Origin of the sequence: Arsenicicoccus sp. oral taxon 190, assembly GCF_001189535.1 — a bacterium.
GTDB lineage: Bacteria > Actinomycetota > Actinomycetes > Actinomycetales > Dermatophilaceae > Arsenicicoccus.
Genome location: NZ_CP012070.1, coordinates 1284327 through 1308600, shown reverse-complemented (window position 1 = coordinate 1308600; position 24274 = coordinate 1284327). Strand labels below are relative to the sequence as shown.

The following is a 24274-nucleotide window of genomic DNA, read 5'->3' as shown; positions in this document are numbered from 1 at the left end:
CTCACACGCCGACGGCCGGGACGAGGCCGGACAGCTTGCCGAAGATGTCGGTGACCATGGCGAACCCGATGAGCACGAGCATCGCGCCGGAGACCAGGGACAGGGCCATCTCGTGCCGGCGCAGCCAGCCGAGACGGGTGGTGATCTCGGTGGCGCCCATCGCGACGAGCACGAAGGGGATGCCGAGGCCGAGGGAGAACGCGACGAGGAGCAGGGCGCCGCGGCCGACCGAGTCGCTGGCCGTGGCGAGGCCGAGGACGCCGCCGAGGACCGGGCCGATGCACGGGGTCCAGCCGGCCCCGAAGGCCAGCCCCATGAGGAGCGACCGCCGGTATGTCGGGGCCTGCTGCCCCGGCAGGCCCTGCTGGGCGCCGATGGGGGCGTGGACCTCGCGGTAGAGCAGCGGGATCTCGACGAGCCGGGCGACGTGCAGCCCCATGACGATCAGCAGGATCCCGCCGAGGACCCGCAGCGTGCCGCGGTGGTCACCGATGGCGTAGCCGACGAGCCCGATGGAGCACCACAGGACGATGAAGACGACACCGAAGCCGAACACGAACGCCAGCGCCTGGGTGGCGGCGGTGCGCCGGGCCCGGTGCCCGTCGACCGGGGCGGTCCCGGCGACGTAGCTGACGAACACCGGCACCACCGGGAGGAAGCAGGGGGAGGCGAAGGCGACGATCCCAGCCAGCAGCGCGAGCGGGAGGGTGATCCCGTCCATGACTACTTGCTGCTGGTCGTGGGGGCTGCGGTGGGGGCGGGCGTCACGAGGGCGCTCATGTGGTTCTGGACCTTCTGCGCGAGCGCGCTGGTGGGGTCCAGCTCGACGACCTTGTCCCACATCGCCTTGGCCTTCGCGGCGTCCGGCGGGGTCTTGCTGATCGCGAGGAAGCCGAGGTCGTAGTAGGCCTCGACCTTCTTCGGGTCGAGCGAGACGGCCTTGTTCCACATCCGCTCGGCGCCGGCGAGGTCCTTGTTGTTGAACATCGCCACGCCGACCGAGAGCAGCACGTCGGTGTTGTCCGGCTTGAGGGTCAGCAGCTTGGTGCGGTACTCCGTGGCCTTGGCGAAGTTGTCGGCGGCGAAGTACAGGTCCCCGAGCTGGGCGAGGGAGCTCTCGTCCTTGGGGTTGGCGGCGATCTTGCCCTCCAGAGCCTTGACCTTGGCCGGGTCGACGGGGGTGGGCGTGGCCTGCGGCTTCTGCTCGCCCTGGCCGCTCGCCGACTGGTCACCCATGGCCACCGCCGGCTTGGTCTGCTGGGCGGTCCGGCCCGGGCCCCACAGGTAGACCCCCACCACGATCGCGGCGATGAGGGCGACCGAGCCGAGCACGGTGACGATCCGGGGCAGCTCGCGGCGGGGGCGCGGGGCCGGCGCGGCGCGGCGGCCGAGCACGTCCCCCGCGCGTCCGGTGAGGACGGCGTGAGCGGCGTCGGCGGCGGCCGCCTGCTGCCCTGCCCAGCCGGACAGCTCGGCGGGCGCGGCCGTGAGGTAGGACGCGACGCGCTGGTGGGCGGCCTCGACGGCCTCGGGCGTCGCGTCGGCGGGCAGCCCCAGCGAGGCGAGCAACGCCTGGCGCAGGTCGCCCGACTCCGTCGGTGGTGTGGTGGTGGCCGTGCGCTGCGTCATACGTCTGTCCTGTGCTCGGGCGGCCGGTGGGCCGCGGGGAGTCCGATAGGACAACCCTCCCGCCGCGCCTGCGGCCCGACCATCCGCCGAGGGGCACGTCTTGGGTAGAACCTGGGCTTTTGGAGGATAGAGAGGGATACAGGTGGGGCATAGGTCGCGGCGGTCCACCCCCAGGCACGGGCAGACCGCCTCGTCCCCACGAGGCGGTCTGGTCCGGTGCCGTCGGTCAGTGCGACGGGGTGGGCGTCGGCGTCGGCGTCGCGGTGGGCGTCGCCGCGGCGGCCTTGGCGTCGGCGGCCTTCTTCTCCTTCCAGAGCTGGAAGGCCTTCACCGCGGAGGGGTCCATCTTCTCCTTGCCGACCAGGGCCAGCTGGCCCTTGCGGACCGCGTCGGTGGCCTCCTGCAGGTAGCGGATCGACTCCTCGGGGGCGTGGAAGCCGGTGGAGTTCTCCGACACCACGTAGTCGATGTAGAAGGACGCCTTGCGGTGCCAGCTCTGGGCCGCCTCCAGACGATCCGGCGCGACGTTGGTCTTGCGGGCCGCCTCGATGTCCGCGATGAGCTGGGTGAGCCCGTCGAAGGCCGAGTCGCGGGTCTTCTGCACGCGGGTCTGGATGGTGTCCACGCGGGCCTTCAGCTCGTCCTCGGAGGCGTGGTGGCACACCTGGCAGGACTTGTTGACGTTGAGCATCGGGCTGCGGACCCAGTGGTCGGAGACCTTCTGCGCACCCACCGCGGTGTAGGGCATGTGGCAGTCCGCGCAGGTGACGCCGGCCTTGGAGTGCACGCCCTGGTTCCACATCTCGAACTCCGGGTGCTGGGCCTTCAGCATCGGCGCGCCGGTGATCTTGTGCTCCCAGTCGGTGAAGCCCTGCTCCTGGTAGTAGGCGAACTCGTCGTCGAGGTTGACGCCCTTGGCCCACGGGAAGGTGAGGGTCTTCTCCTTGCCCTTGAAGTAGTACTCCACGTGGCACTGGGCGCAGACGTAGGAGCGCATCTCCTGGGTCGTGGCCTGGGTGTTGACGTCGAAGTCCTTGATGCCCTGGCTGGCCTTGAGCGCCTTGATGCCCTCCTGGAAGGCCGGCCGGGTGATCCGCAGCTGCATCGTCTTGGGGTCGTGGCAGTCGATGCAGGCGACGGGGTGGTCGACGAGCTTGGTGGCCTCGGCGTAGGTCATGTGGTTGATCTTGTCGAAGCCGGCCTTGGCGTCACCGTTGCCGAGGTCCTTGTAGACCTTGGCCATGGAGGCGTGGCAGTTGAGGCAGGTGCCGGGCTGCTTGAAGTCCTGCACGCGCTTGGTGTCGCGCTGGTCGATCAGCATGTAGGCGTGGCCGCGCTTCTCGCGGTAGTCCTTGGAGAAGGCGTAGCCGGCCCACATCTGCACCAGCCGGGGGTCCTTCTCCAGCTTGCTGGCGGCCACCACGCTGCGCGGGTCGGCCTGGCTCGGGGTCTGCGGGAGCGCCTCGGAGCCACCGAACTTCGTGCGCCGCTGGTCCGTGGTGCGCTTGTACATGTCGTACTGCAGCGGGAAGTTCTTGCCCCACACCGCGGGGTCCACCACGGTGTCGTCCAGCTGGACGACCGAGAAGTTGGTGTCCTGGGCCTCCTGCTTGTGCTGGAAGATGTTGACGAGGAGGGCCACGACGCCCACCGTCACCAACGCCGTCGCCAGCACGATCGCCGCCAGCGGCCCGCGGTGCGCCTTCGGCCTGCCCGAGCCGGGGCTGCCCCCTGCGCTCGATGACCCTTGTGTCGCTGTGCTCATCGTCATCACCTTCTGTGCCCGACGTCGGCGTGACACTGCACGCACGTGACCTTCTGATTGGCTGGCCGGCTGTGCTCGATGCCGTCCACCAGCGTCTGGTGGCAGCGCAGGCAGTTCTCCTCGACGGTGGCCAGGCTGCGCGCCTTGATCTGGATGTTCTGCGGGTAGTTGCCGGTCGTGAAGGCGAGCGAGTGGTTCCACCCGTGCTCGGCCTTCGTGAGGTACTTGCCCACCAGGTCATGGGGGGTGTGGCAGTCGTTGCAGGTCGCCACCTTGCCGTGGCTGGACTTGATCCAGGCGTTGTACTCGGTGTTCATCACGTGGCAGTTGACGCAGGCCTTCGGGTCGCTCGAGAGGTACGACGCCCCGTTGGCGTAGCCCATGGTGAAGAACACGACGCCGAGCAGGGTGCCGAAACCCAGCGAGAGGAAGACGGAGAAGAGGCCCCACGGTGACCTGAGCCACGCGAGGCGCGAGCCGGATCTGTCGGCCACCCTCGTCACCATCCTTTGCGTGCGCGTGCGGACCTGTCGGTGCCGACACGTCCATCGCACTCATCCTGCGGCGCGGGCCAGGGTGGCGACCATCCGTCGATGGGTAGAAAAGAGGTATATGCAGGAACGGCGGCGGGTCTACCTCACGGCGGCCCTGCCCTGTCCGGCCCCCCGGCCAGTCCCCTGCCCGTCCCTTCGGGGCGGCTCAGCCCTCGCGGGGCGGGGCGGCATACCCCGCGCGCACCATGTAGGCGGCCGCCTGGATGCGGGTCTCGAGGCCGAGCTTGTGCAGCGCGTTGTGCACGTGGTTCTTGACGGTGCCCTCGGTGATGGACAGGGCGCGCCCGATCTCGCGGTTGGACATGCCGCGCGCCACCAGCTTGAGGGTGTCCATCTCCCGCTGGGACAGCTGCGGCTCGGCCACCTGGGGCGACGGCGACGTATGCCGCAGGCCCCCGCCGCGGAGCTCGGCCAGCAACCGGCCCACCAGCTGCGGTGACACCGGGGTCTCGTCGCGGGCCGCGGAGCGCAGCATGGCGTAGAGGTCCTCCGGGTGCAGGTCCTTGAGCAGGTAGCCGTGCACCCCCATGCGGATCGCGGTGAGGAGCCGCTCGTCGTCGTCGCAGACGGTGAGCATGATGACCTTGACGCCGGGCAGCTGGTCCAGGATGAGCCGGGCCGCCTCCAGCCCCGTCATCACCGGCATCTCCAGGTCCATGACGACCAGGTCGGGCTGCAGCCGGCGGGCCTCCTCGACGCCCTGCAGCCCGTTGTCGGCCTGCCCCACCACCTGCAGGTCCGGCTGGGCGTCCACGAGCGCGGCGATCGCCCGGCGGAAGAGCGGCATGTCGTCGACGAGCAGCACCCGGACCGGCTGCTCCGGGGCCGCCGCTTGGGCAGGGTCGCGCAGGGCGCCGTCGCGGGGGCGGGGTCGCGGGGGGCGGTCGTCATACGGGCATCACCATGGGGAGACGGGAGCCGCGCTGACCGCGCGGCACCATGATCGTGATCGTGGTGCCCAGCCCGGGCGCGGACCGGACGGTGAGGCGACCGCCGACGAGCTCGGTGCGCTCCCGCATCGAGTGCAGGCCGAATCCCTCGCGGCCGCCGGCCGGGTCCGCGACCACGAAGCCCTGGCCGTCGTCCTCGACGACGAAGGTCGCCCAGTCGGCGGTCTCGCTGACCCGGATCCGCGCGCGGCGGGCGCCGGAGTGCTTGCGCGCGTTGGTCAGCGCCTCCTGGATGACGCGGATGACCTGGACCTCGCGGTGCGGCGTCAGCGTCGGCTCGCCGGGGAGGTCGGCCTCCACGGTGGTGTCGATGCCGGACTGGCGGGAGTACTTGTCGGCGTAGGTCTGCAGCCCCTGCAGGAAGGTGTGGTCGGTGCGGGTGCCCTCGCGCAGCCCGAGGATCGCCTCCCGCACGTCGCGGTAGGCGTCCTGGCAGTCCTGGGCGATGTCGCCGAGCTCCTGCTCGAGGTCGGGGTGCTCCCGCACCGCGGGGTGATATGCCGCCGCCTGCAGCCGCAGCTGGGTCGCGCCGAGCACCTGGGGCAGCGAGTCGTGCAGCTCGCGGGCGATGCGGTCCCGCTCGGCCACCGTCGAGCGGTAGCGGTCGTCCTCGACGAGCTGCTCGATCAGGCGGAACATCATGAGGCCGAAGGCGATCGCGGCCAGGGCCGTGAGGACGCTGACGATGGTGTCGCCGTCGCGCGGCCAGTAGCGGTCGAAGACGACCGGCCGCAGCAGCTGGACGAGCACGATGAAGAGGGCGGGCAGCCCGACACCGACGAGGCGCAGCTGGCGCAGGTCGCCGGGGCCCGCGGTGCGGTCGCGCTCCGGCGAGGTGGCATCCACCGCTGGCACGACACCTCCCTCGACCGATCGATCTACCCTCCCCGTATCTTCCACGGGAATTGCAGGACAAATCCTAGATCGCCGGTGTATCGACCGGCACGGCGGGGGGCGCGTCAGTCGCGTCCGGGACCCTCGGACGCCTCCGGCTCCTCTGCCGCATCGGGAGGGGGCTCCGCGCCGTCCCGCTCGTCGCGCTCGGCCCACTCCAGCAGGGGGGCCAGGTCGAAGGCCTCGTCGTCGATCGTGGCGTGCAGGTCCCCGAGCCGCGCGAAGCGTTGCGGCACCGTGGCGATGGTGAGCTCGGCGGGGTCGACGTCGGGGACCTCCCCCCACGTCACCGGGCAGGAGACGGTGGCGCGGGGCGTGCCCCGTAGGGAGTAGGCCGCGGCGATGGTGTGGTCGCGGGCGTTCTGGTTGTAGTCGACGAAGACGGCCGAGGGGTCGCGGTCCTTGCGCCACCACGACGTGGTCACCAGGTCGGGGGCGCGCCGCTCCACCTCGCGGGCGAAGGCCAGGGCGGCCCGGCGCACGTCGGCGTGGTCGTGCTCGGGCCGGACCCGCACGTAGACGTGGAGGCCGTCGCCGCCGGAGGTCTTGGGGTAGCCGGTGATGCCCAGCTCGTCGAGCAGCGCGTGGACCACCTCGGCAACCTGCCGCACCCGGTCGAACCCGACCCCCGGCATGGGGTCGAGGTCGATGCGCCACTCGTCGGGCTTCTCGACGTCGGCGCGGCGGCTGTTCCACGGGTGCAGCTCGACGGTGCTCATCTGCACGGCCCACACGACGTGGGCGAGGTCGGTGACGCACAGCTCGGACACGGTGCGCCGGAACCTCGGGAAGTACACCGGGACCGTCTCGACCCAGTCGGGCGCGCCCTTGGGCAGCTGCTTCTGGTGCACCTTGTCGCCGGCGAGCCCGTCGGGGAAGCGGTGCATCATGCAGGGGCGGTCCCGCAGCGCGCGCACGATCCCGTCGCCGACCGCGACGTAGTAGTCGACGAGGTCCCGCTTGGTCGCGCCGATCTCGGGGAAGTAGACCCGGTCCGGGCTGCTCAGGCGCACGACGCGGCCGGCGACCTCGATCTCCTCGGCAGGGGCCTTCGGGCTCATGACGTGCTCCTCGTCCTCGTCCGGGCCGGCGGCGTGGGTGGTGTGCTCATCACCGGTGCGACTCCTCATGCTGGCACGTCGTGCCCTGCGCCTCCGTCTTGTGCAGCAACATCCACCCGGGCTCGACCCATCAGCCTGGGGTGCCGACCCCGGCGGACGTGACGACCTGAGGCAGGTCGTAGTCGACGACGACGGGCGCGTGGTCGCTCAGCCGCTCCGCCGCCGAGGCCTCCCTGTCCACGCCCCCGCTGACCGCAGCGCGCGCCAGCCGGGGCGAGGCCAGGTGGTAGTCGATCCGCCACCCCGTGTCCCGGTCGAAGGCGCCTCCCATCCAGCTCCACCAGGAGTAGGGGCCGTCCACGTCCGGGTGCAGCCGCCGCACCACGTCGACCAGCGACCGCGGCGACAGGATCGACGCCATCCACTCGCGCTCCTCCGGCAGGAAGCCCTCCGAGCGCTGGCTGGTCCGCCAGTTCTTCACGTCCGCGCGGGTGTGGGCGATGTTGAAGTCGCCCATCACGAGGAACTCCCGGCCGCGCGAGGCGGCGGCGCGGCGGGACGCGGTGAGCTGGCGGGCGAAACCCCTCAGGAACCTCATCTTGCGCTGGTACCTCGCCCCGCCGTCCGGCGCCTCCCGCATCCGCCCGGCCACCTGCAGGTGCTCGGGCAGCCCGCCCTTGGGCAGGTAGAGCGACGCCACGGTCAGCGGCTGGTCGGCGAGGTCGACCTCGACGTACCGGCCCTCCGCGGCGAAGGCCTTGAGCTCTCGTGCGAGCGGCCCCGTCTCGGCGTGCTCCCGCAGCTCGACGTGGCTGTCGCCGGGAGCCCGCACCAGGGCACCCGCCCCCCAGCTCCGCACGGCGACCGGCGCCTCGCGCGTCAGCACGGCCACGCCGTTGCGCCCGGCCAGCTGGCCGGCGTCATACGTCAGGTGGTAGTCGCGGAAGACGCCGTCCGGCAGCAGCGGCACCGGGCACCGCACCTCCTGCAGCGCCACGACGTCGCACCCCCGGGCGGCGAGCCAGTCGTCGAAGCCACGTCGCTGCGTGGCACGGATCCCGTTGACGTTGAAGGTGGCGACGCGCAGCACCCGGCGATCCTAGGCCGTATGCCGGGCAGGCCGCGCCCGCTCCCCCCGACCCACCGCACCCCGCGGTCAGCCGCCCGCCGTGGGACCGCCGATCGACGGGACGGGCAGCGGACGCTTGGGGTCGATCGTGGCCTTGACGTCGAAGAACTGCCGCACCGCGGAGGACTTGCCGTCGAGCGCGCGCTGCATCGACAGGCCGTCGATGTTGATGCGGGCCTGGCGCAGCGTGGACTTCCCGAGCTGCACCCAGTGCGGCGAGGTGCCGTCGACGCCGAAGAAGTAATCGAACTTCTCCGTGCCGTGGAGGTAGCGGACCTTGGGGTTGGCGTCGGTGTAGGGCTTGGCGTCGGACACGTCGGCCCCGAAGGGGTAGATCAGCTCGGCCGTGTCGCCCACGATGGGCCGCACCTCGCGGTCCCACCGCTGGCTGTCGGCCTGGATCAGGCCGACCCCGCTGCGGGTCATGTTGATGTGGCCCCACGAGTGGGACGCGAAGTTCCAGCCCTGGGCCTTCAGCGCGTCGGCCACGACCTTGGCCTTGGCCTGCGCGTCCTTGGTGGCGGGCGTGGCGCCATACTTGCGCTCCGAGGTGCGGTAGCCGAGCACGCCGTTGTAGCCGGTGAGCCCGATGGACCCCTTGTCGCCGCGGTAGGAGAAGTCGGGGTGCTCGCGCACGAAGTCGTCCAGGATCGGGGGGCAGTCGTAGCTGCCCTCCACGGTCGTGCCGGACGCGTCGGTGTAGGTGTTGACGACGCGTCCGTCGTCCTTCTTGACCAGCGCGGTCGCGAAGCCCTTGCCCGTCATGTACTCGTAGTAGCTGACGTCGTCCAGGGACAGCACCACCGGCTTCTTGCCGGGCGGGAGCAGGATCGGCTGGTAGCGCATGACCCCGTCGGGGCCCTTGGTGGCGATGCGCTGCGGGTGCACGAGCACGAAACCACGCTCGTGCATCTGCTTGAGCTGGGCCTTGAACTCCGACACCGTCGCCATGTACTGGCTGAACCCGACGCCCTCCGAGCCCGCGGTGAAAGCCTTCGCCGGGTCGACGGCGAGCGTGTGGTAGAAGAGGTGCGGGATCGTCGCGTTGTCAGGCCATCTCATGGCCTTGCCCTTGGCGGCCTGGATGCCGGCGACCTGACCCTTGGCGGCGTCGCTGCCGTCCTTGGTCAGCGTCGCGATGGCGCCGTCGTAGTCGTACTGGTCCGCCTGCCGGCGGGCGGTCTCCAGCGCCTGCGCGTGCGGGTCGGCGGGCGCCTCACCCCCGCCGGTCGCGTCGGTGCCGGTCGCGCTCGCCCCGGGTCGACCGGTCCGGTCGGCGCCCCCTGCGCCACCCGCCCCGTCGCCCCCGCTGGTGCACGCGGCCAGCAGACCCACGGCGGCCAGCAGCGCCACCGCCGTCGTCCTGGTCCTCGGCCGGATGCCGACAGCCTGGCTCCCGGTCCCCACGATGTCTCAACCCCTCGTCTGGATCATGCGATCGCTGCTACGACGCTACCGGGACGGCCGGGGTTGGTCACGCACCGTGGCCGACGCATCCCGCACCGAACACGCGCGGGGGGACTACCGTTGAAGTCTCAAGCACAGTCCACGACCCCAGGAGCACCCATGAGCATCGCCGCCGCACCCGCCCGCATCGCCGCCGGCCTCTTCCTGATCAACTCCGGCCTCGGCAAGCGCAACCTGCCCGAGGAGGCCGCCCAGGGCCTGCGCGACATGGGCGCCGCCGGCGTCCCCCAGCTGACCAAGATCCCGGCCAAGGACTTCGGCAACTACCTCGCGTATGGCGAGATTGCCCTCGGCGCCGCGCTGCTCGTGCCGGCCGTCCCCGGCTGGCTCGCCGGTGCCGGGCTCGGTGCGTTCAGCGCCGGCCTGCTCAACATGTACCGCAACACCCCGGGCATGACCGTCGACGGCATCCGCCCCACCCAGGACGGCGTGGGCCTCGCCAAGGACGTCTTCCTGCTCGGCATCGCCGGCACGCTGGTCGTCGACTCCGTCGTCAACTGACGCCGGCGGTCGCCCGACCGCGCCACCCGCTCACGATCCCCGCGTCCCCTCGGACGCGGGGATCGTCGCGTCCGTGAACCCCAGGTCCGCCACCCCGAGCGGGTCTCCCACCAGCGGCGCGCGGGGGCCGGTGCTGAGCGCGTCGAGCACGAGCCGGCGCAGCCTGGTGGTGGCGGCCGCACCGACCGCCTCGGGGACGTGCGGCCGACGGCGCAGCGTGGCGAGCAGCAGTGCGACGTCACCCACCCCGACGTCCGGGCGCATGCTGCCCTCGGCCTGAGCCCGCCCGACCAGCTCCTGGAGCACCTCCATCATCTGGCCGCGCAGCGCCCGCAGCCCGGGGTCCGCACGCAGCGCCTCGGGGACGCCCGGCGGCATCGGGGCAGACGGGCGCAGCACGAGCCGCAGCTGGGAGGGGTTGTCCATGATCCGCACCAGCGCGTCCCACCCCGTCGCCTCGTCCTGCAGCGCCGTCCTGGCGACGGCCACGAGGCGCTCCAGGTTGTCGCGGGTCACCTCGAGGATGAGCGCGGTCCGGTCCGGGAACCGGCGGTAGAGGGTCCCCACGCCCACCCCCGCGGCGCGCGCGATCCGCTCCATGGGGACGTCGGCACCCTCCTCGGCCAGCACCTGGGCGGCGGCGTCGAGGATGCGTCGCCGGCGCAGGGCGGCGTCGACGCGCAGCGGCGGGTGCTCGGGGCGCAGCGGCGGGTGCTCGGGGCGCAGCGGCGGGTGCTCGGGCTCCATCGCCCCAGGCTAGCAAGTGGACGAAATTCTTCCACTTGCCCTATCGTGGTTGCCCTCCCCCCTTCTCGAAAGCCCAGGTGACCTGTGACCGCAACCCCCCGCCACGCGGCGGAACGTGCTCGACCCGCCGACGACGCTGCGCGGCTGTCTTCCGGCATGACCCACCGCGAGGTGCTGGAGACCCTCTCCGGGCTGCTGCTCGGCATGTTCGTGGCGATCCTGTCCTCCACGGTCGTCTCCAACGCCCTCCCCACGATCGTGTCCGAGCTGGGCGGGACCGAGTCCGGCTACACCTGGGTGGTCACCGCGACGCTGCTCGCCACCACGATCTCCACCCCGATCTGGGGCAAGCTGGCCGACCTCTTCTCCAAGAAGGTGCTGGTCCAGTGCGCGCTGGTGATCTTCGTGCTGGCGTCCATGGCGGCCGGGCTGTCGCAGAACATGGGTGTCCTGATCACCACCCGCGTCTTCCAGGGCCTCGGTGCCGGCGGCCTCACCGCCCTGTCGCAGGTCATCCTGGCCACGATCGTCTCCCCCCGCGAGCGCGGCCGGTACTCCGGCTACCTCGGCGCCACCTTCGCCCTCGGCACGGTCGCCGGCCCGCTCATCGGCGGCGCCCTCACCGAGCACCTCTCGTGGCGCTGGTGCTTCTACGTCGGGGTCCCCTTCGCGCTGCTCGCCATCGTGGTGCTGCAGAAGACGCTGCACCTGACGACCCGCCGCCGGGACGACGCGCACATCGACTACCTCGGCGCCATACTGCTCGCGGCCGGCGTCTCCTCGCTGCTGGTGTGGGTGTCCCTCGCGGGCGAGAGCTTCGACTGGTGGTCCTGGCAGACCGGGGCCATGGTCGGTGGTGGCCTGGTGCTGCTCGCCCTGACCGTGATGGCCGAGCAGATCGCGCCGGAGCCGATGCTCCCGCTGCGACTCTTCCGCAACCCGACCATCGTGCTCGCCTCGCTGGCCAGCCTCTTCGTCGGTGTCGGCATGTTCGCGGGCACCGTCTTCCTGGGGCAGTACTTCCAGCTCGCCCGCGGCGAGAGCCCCACCCTGGCCGGGGTCATGACCATCCCGATGATCCTGGGTCTGTTCCTGTCGTCGACCCTCTCGGGCCAGATCATCACCCGCACTGGGCGGTGGAAGGCGTGGCTCGTCAGCGGCGGCCTGCTCCTGACCGCCGGCCTGGCGCTGCTCGGCACCATCCGGTTCGACACCGGCTACTGGGTCGTCGCGGCCTGGATGGTCCTGCTCGGCGCCGGCATCGGCATGATGATGCAGAACCTCGTCGTCGCCGTGCAGAACGAGGTGCCCGTGCGCGAGCTCGGTGTCGCCAGCTCCTTCGTGGCCTTCACCCGCTCCATGGGTGGCGCGATCGGCGTCTCGGCGCTCGGCGCCCTGCTCGGCCAGCGCGTCAAGGACCACCTCGTCGACGGGTTCACCGAGGCCCACATCAAGCCGGGCGCCATGGGCGGGCGGGCCACGATCCCCAACATCCACCAGCTCCACGACCCGGTGCGCACCATCGTGCAGGACTCCTACGGCAAGGGGCTGGCCGAGGTGTTCCTCGCCGCGGCGCCGTTCGCGCTCCTGGCCTTCCTCGTCACGCTCTTCATCCGGGAGACGACCCTGCGCGACCGCAACGTCGACGACACGGTCCCCGTGCCGGGCCCGGCCGACGAGTCGCGCGAGCCGGTCGAGCAGGTCTGGAACACCTCCGCGGACCACGTCACCGCGCACCCCGACCGCCCCGAGCCGTATGCCGCTCCCCCCGTCGGCCGCACCGCCGCCACGGGCCAGGGCAGCGACTCCGCCGCCGAGCCCGCCACCGAGCACGCCACCGTCGAGGCTGCCGGATCGACCGCTCGGACCGCGCTGCTGTCGCCGAGCCTGACGACGCAGGAGAGCAGCTACCGCGAGGAGTCCGGGACCAGCCGGGTCGGGTGGCACGCGTTCTCCGGCACGGTCGCCCGCGCCGACGGGGCGCCCCTGCCGACGGCCCGCGTCACGGTGACCGACGTCGTCGGCCGGCCGCTGGCGCGCACGCTGGCCGGCCCGGACGGGAGATATCAGCTGGAGCTGCCGGCGGCCACGGTGCCGCGCACCCTGACCATCGAGGTGGACGCCCTCCCCGAGGCCTGACCCTCCCTACCCCCTCCATCCCTCCTCCCCCTCCACCCCCCTCGCGATCGTGGTCGGTTTGTGCGCGTCAGCGACACAAACCGACCACGATCGCGAGAAAGGGCGGGTCAGCACCACTTGTCGGCGATCGCCGCGACCACCGTGCGGTTGCGGCTGGTGCCGACGCCGGCGACCTTCTCGATGGCGGCGTTGGTCAGCCGGGACCGGTGGAAGTCGGGCCCGAGCAGCAGGTGCGCGGCCCGGCCCCGCACCACCACCCGCTCCCCCGGCGCCTCGAGGGCCTCCAGCGCACGCCGCACCTGCGCGTCCGGCTCCGCGGCGAGCAGGCACACGTAGTGCGTCCCGTCATGACCGGCCGCCACCTCGTCCAGCTCGTCGGCGAGGGCCCGCACCTCGGCAGGAGTCAGCAGCGCCACCGGCACCTCGAAGCCACGGTCCGCCGCGAACGCCTTCTCCATCGCCGCCGCCACCCGCTCCCGCGACCGCATCCTGGTCGTCAGCCGCACGTTGCCGGTGTTGATGTGCGTCGCCACGTCGGTGAAGCCGGCCTCCTCCAGGCACGCGACGATCTCCCTGGGCGAGAAGGTGCGCCGCCCGGCGAGGTTGATCGCGCGCAGGAAGCCGATCCAGGTGCTCATGGAGCCACTGTCCCATCGGGTGCCGCTGCCGCAAGCCGGGCCGCGACCTCACGCGTCGCCGCGAGGAGCTCCGGGCCGCCCAGCACCCGCCACGGGAAGGGCACCTGGGCGAGGCGCTCGACGACATACATCTGCACGTCGCTGGTGCTGCCGCGCAGCTCGCAGCCACCGTCGACGGGGGTCAGCGTCCCGGACACCGAGCCGATCCAGCGGGACACCTGCTCCAGGGGCGCGTCGAACCGCACGTGGGTGGGGTGCTCCCAGCCGGTCCCGAGGGCGGCCTCGAGCGTGGCCACCGGGTCCAGGTCGGCCGGGGGGTCGAAGCGTTCGGGCTGCCGGTGCACCTGCTCGACCCGGTCGACGCGCAGGGTCCGGACGGCGTCGGCGTGGTGGGCGTGGCACAGGAGGTACCACCGGCCGTAGCGCACCACGAGCGCCCACGGGTCGACCAGCCATTCGTGCTGCCCCCCCGACTCGCTGCGGTAGGTCAGCGCGACCCGGCGCTGGTCGCCGATCGCCCCGACCAGCTCGGCCGTGGCCGCCGGGTGCGGCAGCGGGTCCGGGCGCCCCGCGGAGGTGGCGGTGTCGCGCACCACCGCGGCCTGCTGCCGGGTGCGCGGGGGCAGCGCCCGGATCACCTTGTCCAGCGCGTCACGCCGTATGTCGCCCCCACCCTGCCGCCCCGCCGTCGTGGTGAGGACCGCCGTGACCAGGGCGATCGCCTCCTCCTCGGTGAAGCTCACCGGTGGCAGGCGGGCGCCGCGGCCGAGGCGGTAGCCGCCGTACGGCCCGCGGGAGGACTCGACGGGGACCCCGGCGTCGCGCAGCGTGAGGACGTATCGCCGCACCGCCCGCTCGGTCACCCCGAGCCGCTCGGCGAGCTGGGCCGCGGTGATGCCCGGCCGGTCCTGGATCGCCTCCAGGGCGAGCAGGGTCCGGATCAGGGGCGTCTCGTCCACGGCCACCTCGCCACAGTACGGCGAGGCCGTACACCGTGGGTTCAGCGGGCGCGTCTCCGCTCCGGGTCCTGACTGACGCCCACGACACTGCCGCCCACCACGCCAGGCTGTCGCTCGACGACGCCCAGGCCCTGCTCGAGGAGGTCCAGGCGGACCTGACCCGGCTGGACGAGTTCCTCGCCTGGCTGGAGCCGTCCCGCGACCGGGTCCACCGGCTGGAGCGCTACTACGCCGCTCAGGGGATGACCGACGTCGAGACCGTGCTGTCCGAGGACCCCGAGGCGGTCACCCCGCCGGTGGGCAACGAGGACGCCGCCTGGGAGGCGATCTCCGGGCGCGGCGAGCGGATGATGCGGCTGCTGCGCCTGGTGACCGCGGAGCAGACCGCGCCGCTGGACATGACCGACTGACGCCCGGGCGCGCCTCCCCGTCACCGCACCGGGTCGAGGCGCAGCAGCCGCCCGGACGGGCCGTCCTCCAGGAGCCACAGGGCGCCGTCGGGCCCCTGCTCCACCTCGCGGATCCGCGCGCCCATGTCCCACTGCTCCGCCTTGCGCGCGGACTCCCCGTCGAGGTCCACCCGCACCAGCGCGCGGCCGGACAGGGCGCCGACGAAGGCGTCCCCGCGCCACGGCGCGAAGGCCGAGCCGGTGTAGACGACCAGGCTGCTCGGGGAGATCGAGGGGTTCCACCACACCGCGGGGGCGACGTAGCCGTCGCCCGGGCGGTGGTCCGGGATGTCCTCACTGCTGTAGTGCGACCCGTTGGAGACGTTGGGCCAGCCGTAGTTGCCGCCCTGCCGGACCAGGTTGATCTCGTCGCCGCCGCGCGGCCCCATCTCGGAGGACCACAGCCGCCCGTCCGGCGCGAACGCCAGCCCCAGCGGGTTGCGGTGGCCGAGGCTCCACACCTGCGGCGCGCTGCCGTCAAGACCCATCCGCACCACCTTGCCGAGCGTGACCGACGGGTCCTGGGCGGGCGCGAACTGCATGCGTTCGCCCGAGGTGACGAAGAGGTGCTGCCGGTCCGGGCCGACCGCGAGCCGGTGGCCGTAGTGGCTGCCGCCGGACACGGACGGCTGCTGCCGCCAGATCACCGTCAACCCGTCCAGCCGGGGCGCCCCACCCAGGTCCAGGCGCGCGCGGCCCACCGCGGCGTGGGACCCACCGTCACCGCGCTCCGCCCAGCTCAGGTAGACGGTCCCGTCCTGCGGGAAGCCGGGCCCCAGGATCACATCGCCGAGCCCGCCCTGCCCCTCGTGCACGACGGCCGGTGTCCCCGCGACCGGGGTCGCGGCGCCGGACGCCACGTCGACGAGCAGCAGCCGACCGCCGCGCTCGGTGATCAGGGCCCGGCCGTCCGGCAGGAAGGTCATCGCCCACGGCTCGTCGAAGGTCCCGTGCGCGGACACGGTGAACGGCCGACCGTCCGGGCCGGTCCGCAGCGGCGCGGGAGCAGCCGGCGAGGCCGACGTGCCGGGCGAGGCCGACGTCCCGGGAGAGGTCGGCGCGCCGGACGGGGGCGCGGCAGACGACGTCACGCCGGAGGTCGAGGAGGTCGCGGTCCCCGGACCGGTCGACGTGCCGCCGGCGCACCCCGCCAGCAGCACGCCGACCACGATCAGGGTCGCCCGCCGCATGCTCACACCCGGCCGCCCCCGGTGCGCTTGGCCCGCTCGATGGTCGTGGTGAGCCGCGGCGCGCCGTCCTCTGGGGTGCCCTCGGTGCCCGGGTCGACCCCGCCCGCGGCGATCTGGTCGAGCACCCGCATGCCGGCCTCGCTGACGTGCCCGAAGACGGTGTAGTCGGGCCGCAGCCGGGAGTCGCGGTAGACCAGGAAGAACTGCGAGCCGTTGGTGTCCGGCCCGCCGTTGGCCATGGCGAGGGTGCCGCGCGGGTAGACCTTGCGGCTGCCGTCGGGGAAGCCCGGCCAGCTCGGCAGCGCGCGGGCGGTGGCCAGCTCGTCGCGGAAGGAATAGCCGGGGTCGCCCCAGCCGGTGCCGAGCGGGTCGCCGCACTGCAGCACCGACAGGGCGTAGGGCGGGGTGTGGTACGCGGTGAGCCGGTGGCAGGTGGTGCCGTCGAAGTACTTCTGGCGCACCAGGAAGAGGAAGCTCGCCGACGCGCACGGCGCGCCGGCCTTGTCGAGCACGACCGGTATGTCGCCCCGGTTGGTCTGCAGCACCACGGCGGCGTTGCCGTGGGTCTGCGGCTTGGGCGGGTCCGGCGGCAGGCCCACCGAGGTCGAGTAGGTCTGGTCCTCGAGCGGGGTGAACGCGCACGCCCCGGTGGTCGGGCGGGGCGCCGGGTCGGGACGCGCGGAGGCGGCGGGGGCGGTGGTGACGGCGGCGGTGAGGGTGGCCGCGGCGGCGAGGGTGGCAGCCGCAGCTGCGCGGACTGGCTTCATGAGGGGAGGGTAGGCGGTGCGGCGGCCCGCAGCATCTCCTGGAGCGTCTGGGCGTTGAAGGCGGCATACCCGTGGTTGTCGTTGTTGAAGTAGCACCACACCGACCGGCCCTCGGCCGCGAGGTCCTGCACCGCCGGCACCCACGCCGCGAGGTCGTCATCGTCGAAGGACCCGCCGTAGCGCCACTGCGGGTCGGAGTTGTGGAACCTCAGGTAGGCCAGCCGCCCGACGGCACGCAGCACCGGCTCCCGTTCGGCTACCACCGACACCACGAAGCCGGCGTCGTGACGGTCCAGCAGCGCGAAGACGTCGTCGTCGAGCCAGGACTCGTGCTGCGGCTCGACCGCGACGAGCACCCGCTCGGGCAGCAGCCCGAGGAAGCCGGACAGTCGCGCGTCGTCGCGGTGCAGGTCCGCGGGCAGCTGCACCACGAGGGGCCCGGCCTTGTCGCCCAGCAGGTCCAGGGTGTGGGTGATGCGCTCGCACCAGTCGGCCGGGTCCCGCAGCTTGCGGTAGTGGGTCAGGTAGCGGGACGCCTTGACGGCCATGCGGAACCCGTCAGGCAGCGCGTCGCGCCACCTCTCGACGGTGGTGTCGGCGGGCCAGCGGTAGTGGGAGCCGTTGAGCTCGACGGTGCCGAACCGCTCGGCGTAGTACCCGAGCCGGTCCGCCGCCTTCAGGCCCGCGGGGTAGAAGGTGCCCTTCCAGTGGTCGTAGGTCCAGCCCGAGGTGCCAACCCGGATCGGGCCGAGGCCGGGTGCGTCGTCCATCGCCCGCCCCACCTCAGGTGCCGCAGAAGGTCACGTGGCGGGGGGCGTCGGCGGGCGCGGGGCGCGCCAGGTCGTCGAGCCCCGGGCGCTCGGCATACGGGCTGGTGAGGGCGTCGACGAGCCGCTGGTAGGGCCCGAGGTCGCCGGCCGTCGCGGCGGTGAGGGCCTGCTCGACGACGTGGTTGCGGGGGACGTAGACCGGGTTGACCTGCTCCAGCTGCGCGGCCACGGCCGCGCGACCGCCGGGCAGCGCCGCCTCCCACCGGGCCGCCCACGCGTCGAACCGCGCTGTGTCCGTGACGAGCTCGCGCGCCCCGCCCGAGCCCAGGGCGCGGAAGAAGCGGGTCTGGTCGACGCGGTCCGCCTGCAGGATCGCGAGCGCCTCGGCGACCAGCTCGCGGTCGGGGGACGGCAGCCCGAGCTTGCGGGAGAAGCCCCCGACCAGGGCGCGCTCGTAGTGGTCCGGGAAGGTCTCGAGCACCTCGGTGACCGCGGCGACGGCCCGGTCGGTGTCGTCGTCGACGAGGGTGAGCAGCGCCTCGGCGAGGCGGGCGAGGTTCCATTGCGCGACCGCCGGCTGGTTGCCGAAGGCGTAGCGGCCGCCGGTGTCGATCGAGCTGAAGACCGCCGCCGGGTCGAAGCCGTCGAGGAAGGCGCACGGCCCGTAGTCGATGGTCTGCCCGGAGATGGTCATGTTGTCGGTGTTCATGACCCCGTGCACGAAGCCCACCTGCAGCCAGCGCGCGACGAGCTCGGCCTGCGCCTCGGTCACCGCGGCGAGCAGCGCGAGCGCCGGCTGGTCGCCCCGGCTCGCCTGCGGGTGGTGCCGCTCCAGCGCGTATGCCGTGAGCCTCGTGAGGAGGTCGCGGTCCGTGGTGGCCGCGGCGTACTGGAAGGTGCCGACGCGCAGGTGGGACGCGGCGACCCGGCACAGCACCGCACCCGGCAGCACCTCCTCGCGCAGCACGTCCTCGCCGGTGGCGACGACGGCCAGGGCGCGGGTGGTGGGGATGCCGAGGGCGTGCATGGCGACGCCCATGAGGTGCTCGCGCAGCATCGGGCCGACGGCCGCCTTGCCGTCGCCGCCGCGGGCGAAGGGGGTGCGGCCGGAGCCCTTGAGGTGCAGGTCGCGCCGTCGGCCGGCGGGGTCGACGAGCTCGCCGAGCAGCAGCGCCCGCCCGTCGCCCAGCCGCGGGGAGTAGCCGCCGAACTGGTGGCCGGCATACGCCTGGGCATGGGTCGGGGTGCTCTCAGGGACCTGGCCCACGAGGAAGGCGACCCCCTCGGGGCTGCGCAGCCAGTCGGGGTCGAGGCCGAGCTCCTCGGCGAGCGCCTCGTCGAGGACCAGCAGCCGAGGCTGCGGGAAGGGCGCCGCCCGCCACGGCAGCGACAGCTCGGGCACGGCCTCGGCATAGGTCTGCTCGAGGCGGGGCGGTCCGGCAGTCGTCGTCACCCACCGAGCCTAAGGGCCCCGGGCGGGGTCGTGGCGGCTAGCCTCGACGGCACCGGGATGCCACCGGCCCGGCCCGCACCAGCCCGCAGACCCGACAGCCGAGGAGCGCAGCCATGAGCGACACCGTCCAGCACGGTCACGAGCACCACCGGCGCGATGCCGTGATCACCTTGAGCTCCCCGATGCTCGCGGAGCTCGACCGGCACCAGCGGACCGCCTTCGTGGCCGCCCTCGTGGAGGTCGCGGGTCGTGGCCTGGACATCGAGGGGACCGTGGCGGCGTTGCACCGCCGTCTCGGCGAGGCCGGCGTCGAGCAGCCGAAGGCCGTCGTCGAGCGTCTCGGGGAGAACATCGCCAAGGCCGGGGAGGTCACGATCGTGACCGACGCCGGGGAGGTGCTGCACGGCGATCCGAGCTGGACGCCGCACCAGCACGACCCCGGCGTGGAGGGCACCGAGGACCCGGCGCACGGGGACCGGCCGTTCTACACCTGAGGTCCCCGCGCGCCGCGTCCCGCGGTGACGCCGGTCAGGGCGTGGGCATCCCGCCGTTGACGTTGAGCGTCTCGCCGACGACGTAGCTGGACTCCGGCGAGGCCAGGAAGACGTAGGCCGGGGCCAGCTCGGTGGGCTGGCCGGCGCGGCCGAGCCCCGTCGACTTCCCGAACTCCGGCAGGTCCTGCGGCTGCTGACCGCCGGAGGGCTGCAGCGGCGTCCAGATCGGGCCGGGGGCGACCGCGTTGACGCGGATCCCCTTGGGGGCCAGCTCCTCGGCCAGGCCCTTGGTGAAGTTGTTGATCGCAGCCTTGGTCGAGGCGTAGTCGATCAGCGTCGGGGACGGCTGGTAGGCCTGGATCGAGGTGGTGTTGATGATGGCCGAGCCCGGCTGCAGGTGCGGCAGCGCGGCCCGGACCAGGCGGAACATCGCCAGGATGTTGATGTCGTAGGTGGCCTCGAGCTGCTCGTCGCTGATCGCCTCGATCCCGTCGGTGGCGACCTGCTTGCCGCCGTTGTTGACCAGGATGTCCAGACCGCCGAGCGCGGAGACGGTCTGCTCGACGAGGGTGGCGGCGAAGGCCTTGTCCCGCAGGTCACCGGCGATGGTCTTCACGGTGCGGCCCTCCGCCGTGATGACCTCGGCGACCCGCTGGGCGTCCGACTCCTCCTCGGGCAGGTAGGTGATGACCACGTCGGCGCCCTCACGGGCGTAGGCGATCGCGGTGGCGGCGCCGATGCCGGAGTCGCCGCCGGTGATGAGCGCCTTGCGCCCGGTCAGGCGCCCGGTGCCGCGGTAGGACTTCTCCCCCAGGTCGGCCTTCGGGGTCATCTCCGAGTCCAGGCCGGTGCCGGGAAGCGGGGTGGCCGGCGGCTCGATCGACGGGTAGCGCTTCGTGGGGTCCTGCAGGGTCAGCTGGTCGGTGGTGGTCTGGTCGGCGTCCTGGGACATCGGCGCTCCTCGGGGGTGGTTGGTGCGGGGGTTGCGGCGACGACCGGCTCGACCTGCTGGGGCGGCGCCGGCCGTCGCTCTCCCTGCCCCCTACCCGCCGTGGCAGGGGTCTCACACTTGCCCCCGCGGACGCCCTCTGCCGTGGCACGATTGTTCAACACGCGTTGGAGCCGAGCCGGAGGGGAAGGTCATGGCGGGGATCGCCGTCGAAGCCGCCCTGCACGCCCTGCGCGCCGAGATCTTCGAGGGCCACCTGCGCCCGGGCGACCACCTCGACGAGGTCGGGCTGGGGCGGCGCCTGGGGGTGAGCCGCAACACCCTGCGCGAGGCCTTCCGGGTGCTGGCCGAGGAGCGACTGGTCGAGCACCGCCCGCACCGCGGGGTCTTCGTGCGCGCGCTCACCGTGCCCGAGGCGCGTGCGGTCTACCAGGCGCGCCGCGTCATCGAGTGCGGTGCGGTCCGTGAGGCTGCGGTGCGCCTCGCCACGACGCGTATGCCGCCACAGGCCGCCGTGGAGCGGGTCCGGGCCGGCGTCACTGCTGGTCGGGAGGCTGCGGCGGCCGAGGACTGGCGCGCCGTGGGCAGCGCCAACAGCGCCTTCCACCTGGCCATGGTGGCGCTCGCGGACAACCCGGTGCTGGACCGGGCAATGCGCCAGGTGCTGACCGAGATGCGGCTGCTCTTCGTGGTGGTGGGCCCGGCCCGGGAGGTGCACGAGCACTACGTGGAGCACAACGAGCAGCTGGCCCGCCTCGTGGAGGCCGGCGAGCTGGTCCGGGTCGCGGTGGCGCTCGAGGACTACCTGCTGCAGGCCGAGGAGCACCTCGTCGGGGAGTTCGCGCGAGCGGTCCCGGCGGCGGGCGCAGAGGCGCCCAGGGCTGCCGCAGCCGGGTGAACATCTGATTCGTCAGACAATTGTCGGTCTCACCTCTTGTCCTGATTGTTCAACAAAGTTAGGGTCCGGTCCGGTCCGGACTGTGGCGCCCGTGCCGAGTCTGCCGGGCCGCGTCCCGGCTCCCTCGACCAGGTGGTGCTGCCATGTGGGTGCTCCTCGCCGTCGTGATCGTCGTCGTCGGCTTCGCCCTGCGACTCAACGCGATGCTCGTCGTGACGGTCGCCGGGATCGCCGCCGGCCTGATCGCCGGCCTGTCCCCCACGAAGATCGTCGAGTCCTTCGGCACCGGTTTCGCGAGCTCGCGCTCGGTGACCGTCTTCGTGATCGTCCTGCCCGTCATCGGGCTCATCGAGAGCTTCGGTCTGCAGGAGCAGGCGCGCCGCCTCATCAGCCGGCTGCGCACCCTCACCACGGGCCGGCTCCTCGCGACCTACCTGTTGATCCGCCAGGGCACCGCGGCGCTCGGGCTCGTCTCCATCGGCGGACCCGCCCAGGCCGTCCGCCCGATCGTGGCGCCCATGGCCGAGGCCGCCGCCGAGCGTCGCCACGGCCCGCTCAGCGAGCGCATGCGGGAGCGCATTCGCTCCTTCGCCGCGTCCGCGGACACCGTCGGCCTGTTCTTCGGTGAGGACATCTTCGTCGCCGTCGGGTCGATCCTGCTGATCACCGGGTTCGTCGACGCGACATACGGCCTCAAGCTGGGCGCGCTGCACATCGCGCTGTGGGCGATCCCGACCGCGATCTGCGCGCTGCTGATCCACGGCTTCCGGATGCTGCGGTTCGACCGGCAGCTGGCCCGCATGGCCGCCGAGGACGGCCAGCACGCCCGGGAGGCCCACGACGGTCACGAAGGTCAGGGCGGCGCGACCCGCGCGGAGGTGACCCGATGATCAAGGTCGAGTGGTTGTTCTGGCTGGTCGGAGCATTCTTCGCGGCGGTGGCGGTCATCCGCCTCACCGACCCGACCGACCGCAAGCGCGTGGGCGGGGCGGCATTCTGGGCGGTCCTCGCCGGGTTCGGCTTCCCCGGCAAGGGTGGTCGGGAGACCACGACGGAGGAGCAGAAGGTCGAGCGCGCCCACCGGCACGGCTCGCGGTTGTTCCTCCCGGCGCTCCTGATCCCGCTCATCGCCGTGGTCTTCGGCAGCCTGCTGGTCAAGGTCAAGGTCGGCGGTCACCCGCTGCTGGAGACCAAGTCCGCCACGATCATCGGCCTGGGCGTCGCGTCCCTCGTCGCGGTCGGCGTGGCGATGCTGCTCTTCCGGGTGCCCAACCCGGTGACCCCGCTGCGTGAGGGGGACCGGCTGCTCGACCACATCGGCTGGGCCTCGATCCTGCCGCAGTACCTCGCCACCCTCGGCATCCTCTTCACCGCCGCCGGTGTCGGCAAGGCCGTCGGTCAGGTCACCGGCGCCGTGCTGCCCCAAGGGTTTCCTGCTCGTGGCGGTCATCGTCTACTGCCTCGGGATGGCGCTCTTCACGATCATCATGGGCAACGCCTTCGCGGCGTTCCCCGTCATGACCGCCGCCGTCGGCTGGCCGGTGCTGGTCCAGCAGTTCCACGGGTCGCCCGCGCCGATCTTCGCCATCGGCATGCTCGCCGGCTTCTGCGGCACCCTCGTGACCCCCATGGCCGCCAACTTCAACCTGGTGCCGGCGGCGCTGCTGGAGCTCAAGGACCAGTACGGCCCCATCAAGGCGCAGCTGCCGACAGCCGTCGCCGTGTTCCTCTGCAACATCGTCCTGATGTATCTCCTGTGCTTCCCGAGGTGACCCCGATGAGCTGGCAGCGCCAGTACGCCCAGGCCTGGGCCACGACCATCCCCGACGTGCTGGCGCGCACCTACCCCTACGCGGCCGCGCACGTCGCCACCGGGCCGCAGGACTGCGACGTCACCCCGACGCGCCTGCACCCGTCCTTCCACGGCTGCCTGGACTGGCACTCCTCGTGCCACATGCAGTGGTCCGCCATACGGCTCCTGACCCTGGCGACCGTCGAGCTCGACGACCAGGCGCGCGACGGCCTGGTCGCGGTGCTCGACGACCGGCTCACCCCCGAGAAGGTCGCGGTCGAGGTCGACTACCTGCGCCGTCACCCGCGGTTCGAGCGGCCCTACGGCTGGGGGTGGGCGGCCATGCTCGCGGCGGCCGCGCGGGAGTGCCCGCTGCCCGAGGCCCGCGCGTGGGAGGCAACGACCCGGCCGCTTTACGACGTGGTGCTCGAGCTCGTCTCCGACTGGCTGCCGCGGCTGCACTACCCGGTGCGGTCCGGGGAGCACGCCAACGTCACGTTCGGCCTCGGGCTCGTGCTCGACGCCGGCACAGCGCTGCCGTCACCGCAGGTCGAGGCGGTGCGGGAGCTGGTGGCGGAGCGCGCGCGGTTCTGGTTCGGGGAGGACCGGGACTACCCGGCGGCATGGGAGCCGGGCGGCTCGGACTTCCTGTCGCCCGCGCTGGCGGAGGCCGACCTGATGCGTCGGGTGCTGCCGGCGGAGGAGTTCGGTCGGTGGCTGGACGCCTTCCTGCCGTCGCTGGGGTGCGCCGAGCACCCGCTGCTGCAGCTGCCGGAGGTGGTCGACCCCACCGACGGCAAGGGCGCCCACCTGCTCGGGCTGGCGCTGCACCGCGCGGCGGCGCTGCGGTCCGTGGCGGTGGCCCTGACCCCGCGCGAGCGGGAGCGCATCCAGACGGTGACCCAGGGCCACATCGAAGCCACCGAGCGCCACATCGTCGCCGGCGACTTCATGGCCACGCACTGGCTGGTGTCGTTCGCGATCCTGGCGGCGACCGCGGGGGCCTGAGCGGCGCGCCATACGGACCACAACCGCACCCTCCGGGGTGGTTGTGGTCGGTATCCCGCCCGCGGACGACC

25 protein-coding genes and 1 pseudogene are annotated in these 24274 nt (G+C 72.7%); 9 read left to right on the top strand and 17 right to left on the bottom strand.

The annotated features are described in order from the left end of the window. Window position 1: 1 nt before the first annotated feature. From ADJ73_RS06175 to ADJ73_RS06135, 9 genes are all read right to left on the bottom strand, one after another. Window positions 2-721 carry a cytochrome c biogenesis CcdA family protein gene (locus ADJ73_RS06175; protein ID WP_050347536.1) on the bottom strand — a complete coding sequence of 240 codons (720 nt, stop codon included), beginning with the start codon at window positions 719-721 and terminating at the stop codon, window positions 2-4. A gap of 2 nt (window positions 722-723) precedes the next feature. Then, complete coding sequence (locus ADJ73_RS06170; protein WP_050347535.1) at window positions 724-1629, bottom strand: tetratricopeptide repeat protein; 906 nt, start codon at window positions 1627-1629, stop codon at window positions 724-726. A gap of 226 nt (window positions 1630-1855) precedes the next feature. After that, a complete protein-coding gene (locus ADJ73_RS06165) occupies window positions 1856-3394 on the bottom strand; it encodes an ammonia-forming cytochrome c nitrite reductase subunit c552 (RefSeq protein ID WP_082177119.1) in 1539 nt (512 codons plus the stop codon). A 5-nt stretch (window positions 3395-3399) separates the two neighbouring features. After that, complete coding sequence (gene nrfH / locus ADJ73_RS06160) at window positions 3400-3888, bottom strand: cytochrome c nitrite reductase small subunit (protein ID WP_253272680.1); 489 nt, start codon at window positions 3886-3888, stop codon at window positions 3400-3402. A gap of 205 nt (window positions 3889-4093) precedes the next feature. Further along, complete coding sequence (locus ADJ73_RS06155; protein ID WP_253272679.1) at window positions 4094-4753, bottom strand: response regulator; 660 nt, start codon at window positions 4751-4753, stop codon at window positions 4094-4096. A gap of 82 nt (window positions 4754-4835) precedes the next feature. Next, the gene (locus ADJ73_RS06150) at window positions 4836-5744 is read right to left on the bottom strand and encodes a sensor histidine kinase (protein ID WP_050347533.1); all 909 of its coding nucleotides are present in this window, start codon (window positions 5742-5744) and stop codon (window positions 4836-4838) included. A 113-nt stretch (window positions 5745-5857) separates the two neighbouring features. Beyond that, window positions 5858-6853: a non-homologous end-joining DNA ligase gene (ligD, locus tag ADJ73_RS06145; RefSeq protein ID WP_050349281.1), complete on the bottom strand. Its 996-nt coding sequence runs from the start codon at window positions 6851-6853 to the stop codon at window positions 5858-5860. Between the two features lie 130 nt (window positions 6854-6983). Further along, window positions 6984-7943, bottom strand: coding sequence for an exodeoxyribonuclease III (locus ADJ73_RS06140; RefSeq protein WP_216593680.1), 960 nt, complete (start codon window positions 7941-7943; stop codon window positions 6984-6986). A gap of 66 nt (window positions 7944-8009) precedes the next feature. Further along, window positions 8010-9335: a hypothetical protein gene (locus ADJ73_RS06135; protein ID WP_050347532.1), complete on the bottom strand. Its 1326-nt coding sequence runs from the start codon at window positions 9333-9335 to the stop codon at window positions 8010-8012. Between the two features lie 213 nt (window positions 9336-9548). Between ADJ73_RS06135 and ADJ73_RS06130 the strand changes: the two genes are divergently transcribed. After that, window positions 9549-9950 (top strand): hypothetical protein, encoded by a 402-nt coding sequence (locus tag ADJ73_RS06130; RefSeq protein WP_050347531.1) that lies wholly within the window; start codon window positions 9549-9551, stop codon window positions 9948-9950. A 30-nt stretch (window positions 9951-9980) separates the two neighbouring features. On the opposite strand, the gene ADJ73_RS06125 is transcribed toward ADJ73_RS06130, so the two are convergent. Beyond that, on the bottom strand, window positions 9981-10697 hold the full coding sequence (locus tag ADJ73_RS06125; RefSeq protein ID WP_050347530.1) for a TetR/AcrR family transcriptional regulator: 717 nt from the start codon (window positions 10695-10697) through the stop codon (window positions 9981-9983). A 156-nt stretch (window positions 10698-10853) separates the two neighbouring features. Between ADJ73_RS06125 and ADJ73_RS06120 the strand changes: the two genes are divergently transcribed. Then, window positions 10854-12836: an MFS transporter gene (locus ADJ73_RS06120; RefSeq protein ID WP_050347529.1), complete on the top strand. Its 1983-nt coding sequence runs from the start codon at window positions 10854-10856 to the stop codon at window positions 12834-12836. 107 nt (window positions 12837-12943) lie between these two features. Here ADJ73_RS06120 and ADJ73_RS06115 read toward each other — a convergent pair whose 3' ends face one another. Next, entirely contained in the window at window positions 12944-13474 is a 531-nt protein-coding gene (locus ADJ73_RS06115; RefSeq protein WP_050347528.1) for a DUF1697 domain-containing protein, read from the bottom strand. Further along, window positions 13471-14439, bottom strand: a complete 969-nt coding sequence (locus tag ADJ73_RS06110; protein WP_050347527.1) for a helix-turn-helix transcriptional regulator — start codon at window positions 14437-14439, stop codon at window positions 13471-13473. Before ADJ73_RS06110 ends, ADJ73_RS06115 begins: the two co-directional genes overlap by 4 nt. Before the next feature lie 29 nt (window positions 14440-14468). On the opposite strand from ADJ73_RS06110, the gene ADJ73_RS06105 reads away from it, so the two are divergent. Then, complete coding sequence (locus ADJ73_RS06105) at window positions 14469-14843, top strand: hypothetical protein (RefSeq protein ID WP_050347526.1); 375 nt, start codon at window positions 14469-14471, stop codon at window positions 14841-14843. Window positions 14844-14863: 20 nt separating this feature from the next. On the opposite strand, the gene ADJ73_RS06100 is transcribed toward ADJ73_RS06105, so the two are convergent. Genes ADJ73_RS06100 through ADJ73_RS06085 form a run of 4 tightly spaced genes read right to left on the bottom strand, consistent with a single transcriptional unit; the run spans window position 14864 to window position 19062 of the window. Beyond that, a complete protein-coding gene (locus tag ADJ73_RS06100) occupies window positions 14864-16072 on the bottom strand; it encodes a PQQ-dependent sugar dehydrogenase (RefSeq protein WP_050347525.1) in 1209 nt (402 codons plus the stop codon). 2 nt (window positions 16073-16074) lie between these two features. Beyond that, a complete protein-coding gene (locus tag ADJ73_RS06095; RefSeq protein WP_050347524.1) occupies window positions 16075-16839 on the bottom strand; it encodes a peptidylprolyl isomerase in 765 nt (254 codons plus the stop codon). Further along, window positions 16836-17609, bottom strand: coding sequence for a DUF72 domain-containing protein (locus tag ADJ73_RS06090; RefSeq protein ID WP_050347523.1), 774 nt, complete (start codon window positions 17607-17609; stop codon window positions 16836-16838). Before ADJ73_RS06090 ends, ADJ73_RS06095 begins: the two co-directional genes overlap by 4 nt. 13 nt (window positions 17610-17622) lie before the next feature. Beyond that, window positions 17623-19062 carry a protein adenylyltransferase SelO gene (locus tag ADJ73_RS06085; RefSeq protein ID WP_050347522.1) on the bottom strand — a complete coding sequence of 480 codons (1440 nt, stop codon included), beginning with the start codon at window positions 19060-19062 and terminating at the stop codon, window positions 17623-17625. Window positions 19063-19175: 113 nt separating this feature from the next. On the opposite strand from ADJ73_RS06085, the gene ADJ73_RS06080 reads away from it, so the two are divergent. Further along, entirely contained in the window at window positions 19176-19556 is a 381-nt protein-coding gene (locus ADJ73_RS06080; protein ID WP_050347521.1) for a hypothetical protein, read from the top strand. A 34-nt stretch (window positions 19557-19590) separates the two neighbouring features. On the opposite strand, the gene ADJ73_RS06075 is transcribed toward ADJ73_RS06080, so the two are convergent. Further along, the gene (locus ADJ73_RS06075) at window positions 19591-20508 is read right to left on the bottom strand and encodes an SDR family oxidoreductase (protein WP_050347520.1); all 918 of its coding nucleotides are present in this window, start codon (window positions 20506-20508) and stop codon (window positions 19591-19593) included. A gap of 190 nt (window positions 20509-20698) precedes the next feature. On the opposite strand from ADJ73_RS06075, the gene ADJ73_RS06070 reads away from it, so the two are divergent. The 5 genes and pseudogenes from ADJ73_RS06070 to ADJ73_RS06055 all read left to right on the top strand — a co-directional run bounded on the left by ADJ73_RS06070 (window position 20699) and on the right by ADJ73_RS06055 (window position 24203). Next, window positions 20699-21403: a GntR family transcriptional regulator gene (locus ADJ73_RS06070; protein WP_050347519.1), complete on the top strand. Its 705-nt coding sequence runs from the start codon at window positions 20699-20701 to the stop codon at window positions 21401-21403. A 143-nt stretch (window positions 21404-21546) separates the two neighbouring features. Then, window positions 21547-22293 (top strand): DUF969 domain-containing protein, encoded by a 747-nt coding sequence (locus ADJ73_RS06065; protein WP_082176781.1) that lies wholly within the window; start codon window positions 21547-21549, stop codon window positions 22291-22293. After that, window positions 22290-22772: pseudogene (locus tag ADJ73_RS17515) on the top strand (5-oxoproline transporter, DUF979 family subunit); the annotation flags it as partial. The gene ADJ73_RS06065 and the pseudogene ADJ73_RS17515, both read left to right, overlap by 4 nt. Before the next feature lie 70 nt (window positions 22773-22842). After that, window positions 22843-23175, top strand: coding sequence for a 5-oxoproline transporter, DUF979 family subunit (locus ADJ73_RS17510; protein ID WP_253272710.1), 333 nt, complete (start codon window positions 22843-22845; stop codon window positions 23173-23175). 5 nt (window positions 23176-23180) lie between these two features. Beyond that, window positions 23181-24203 (top strand): DUF2891 family protein, encoded by a 1023-nt coding sequence (locus tag ADJ73_RS06055; protein WP_050347518.1) that lies wholly within the window; start codon window positions 23181-23183, stop codon window positions 24201-24203. Window positions 24204-24274 lie beyond the last annotated feature (71 nt).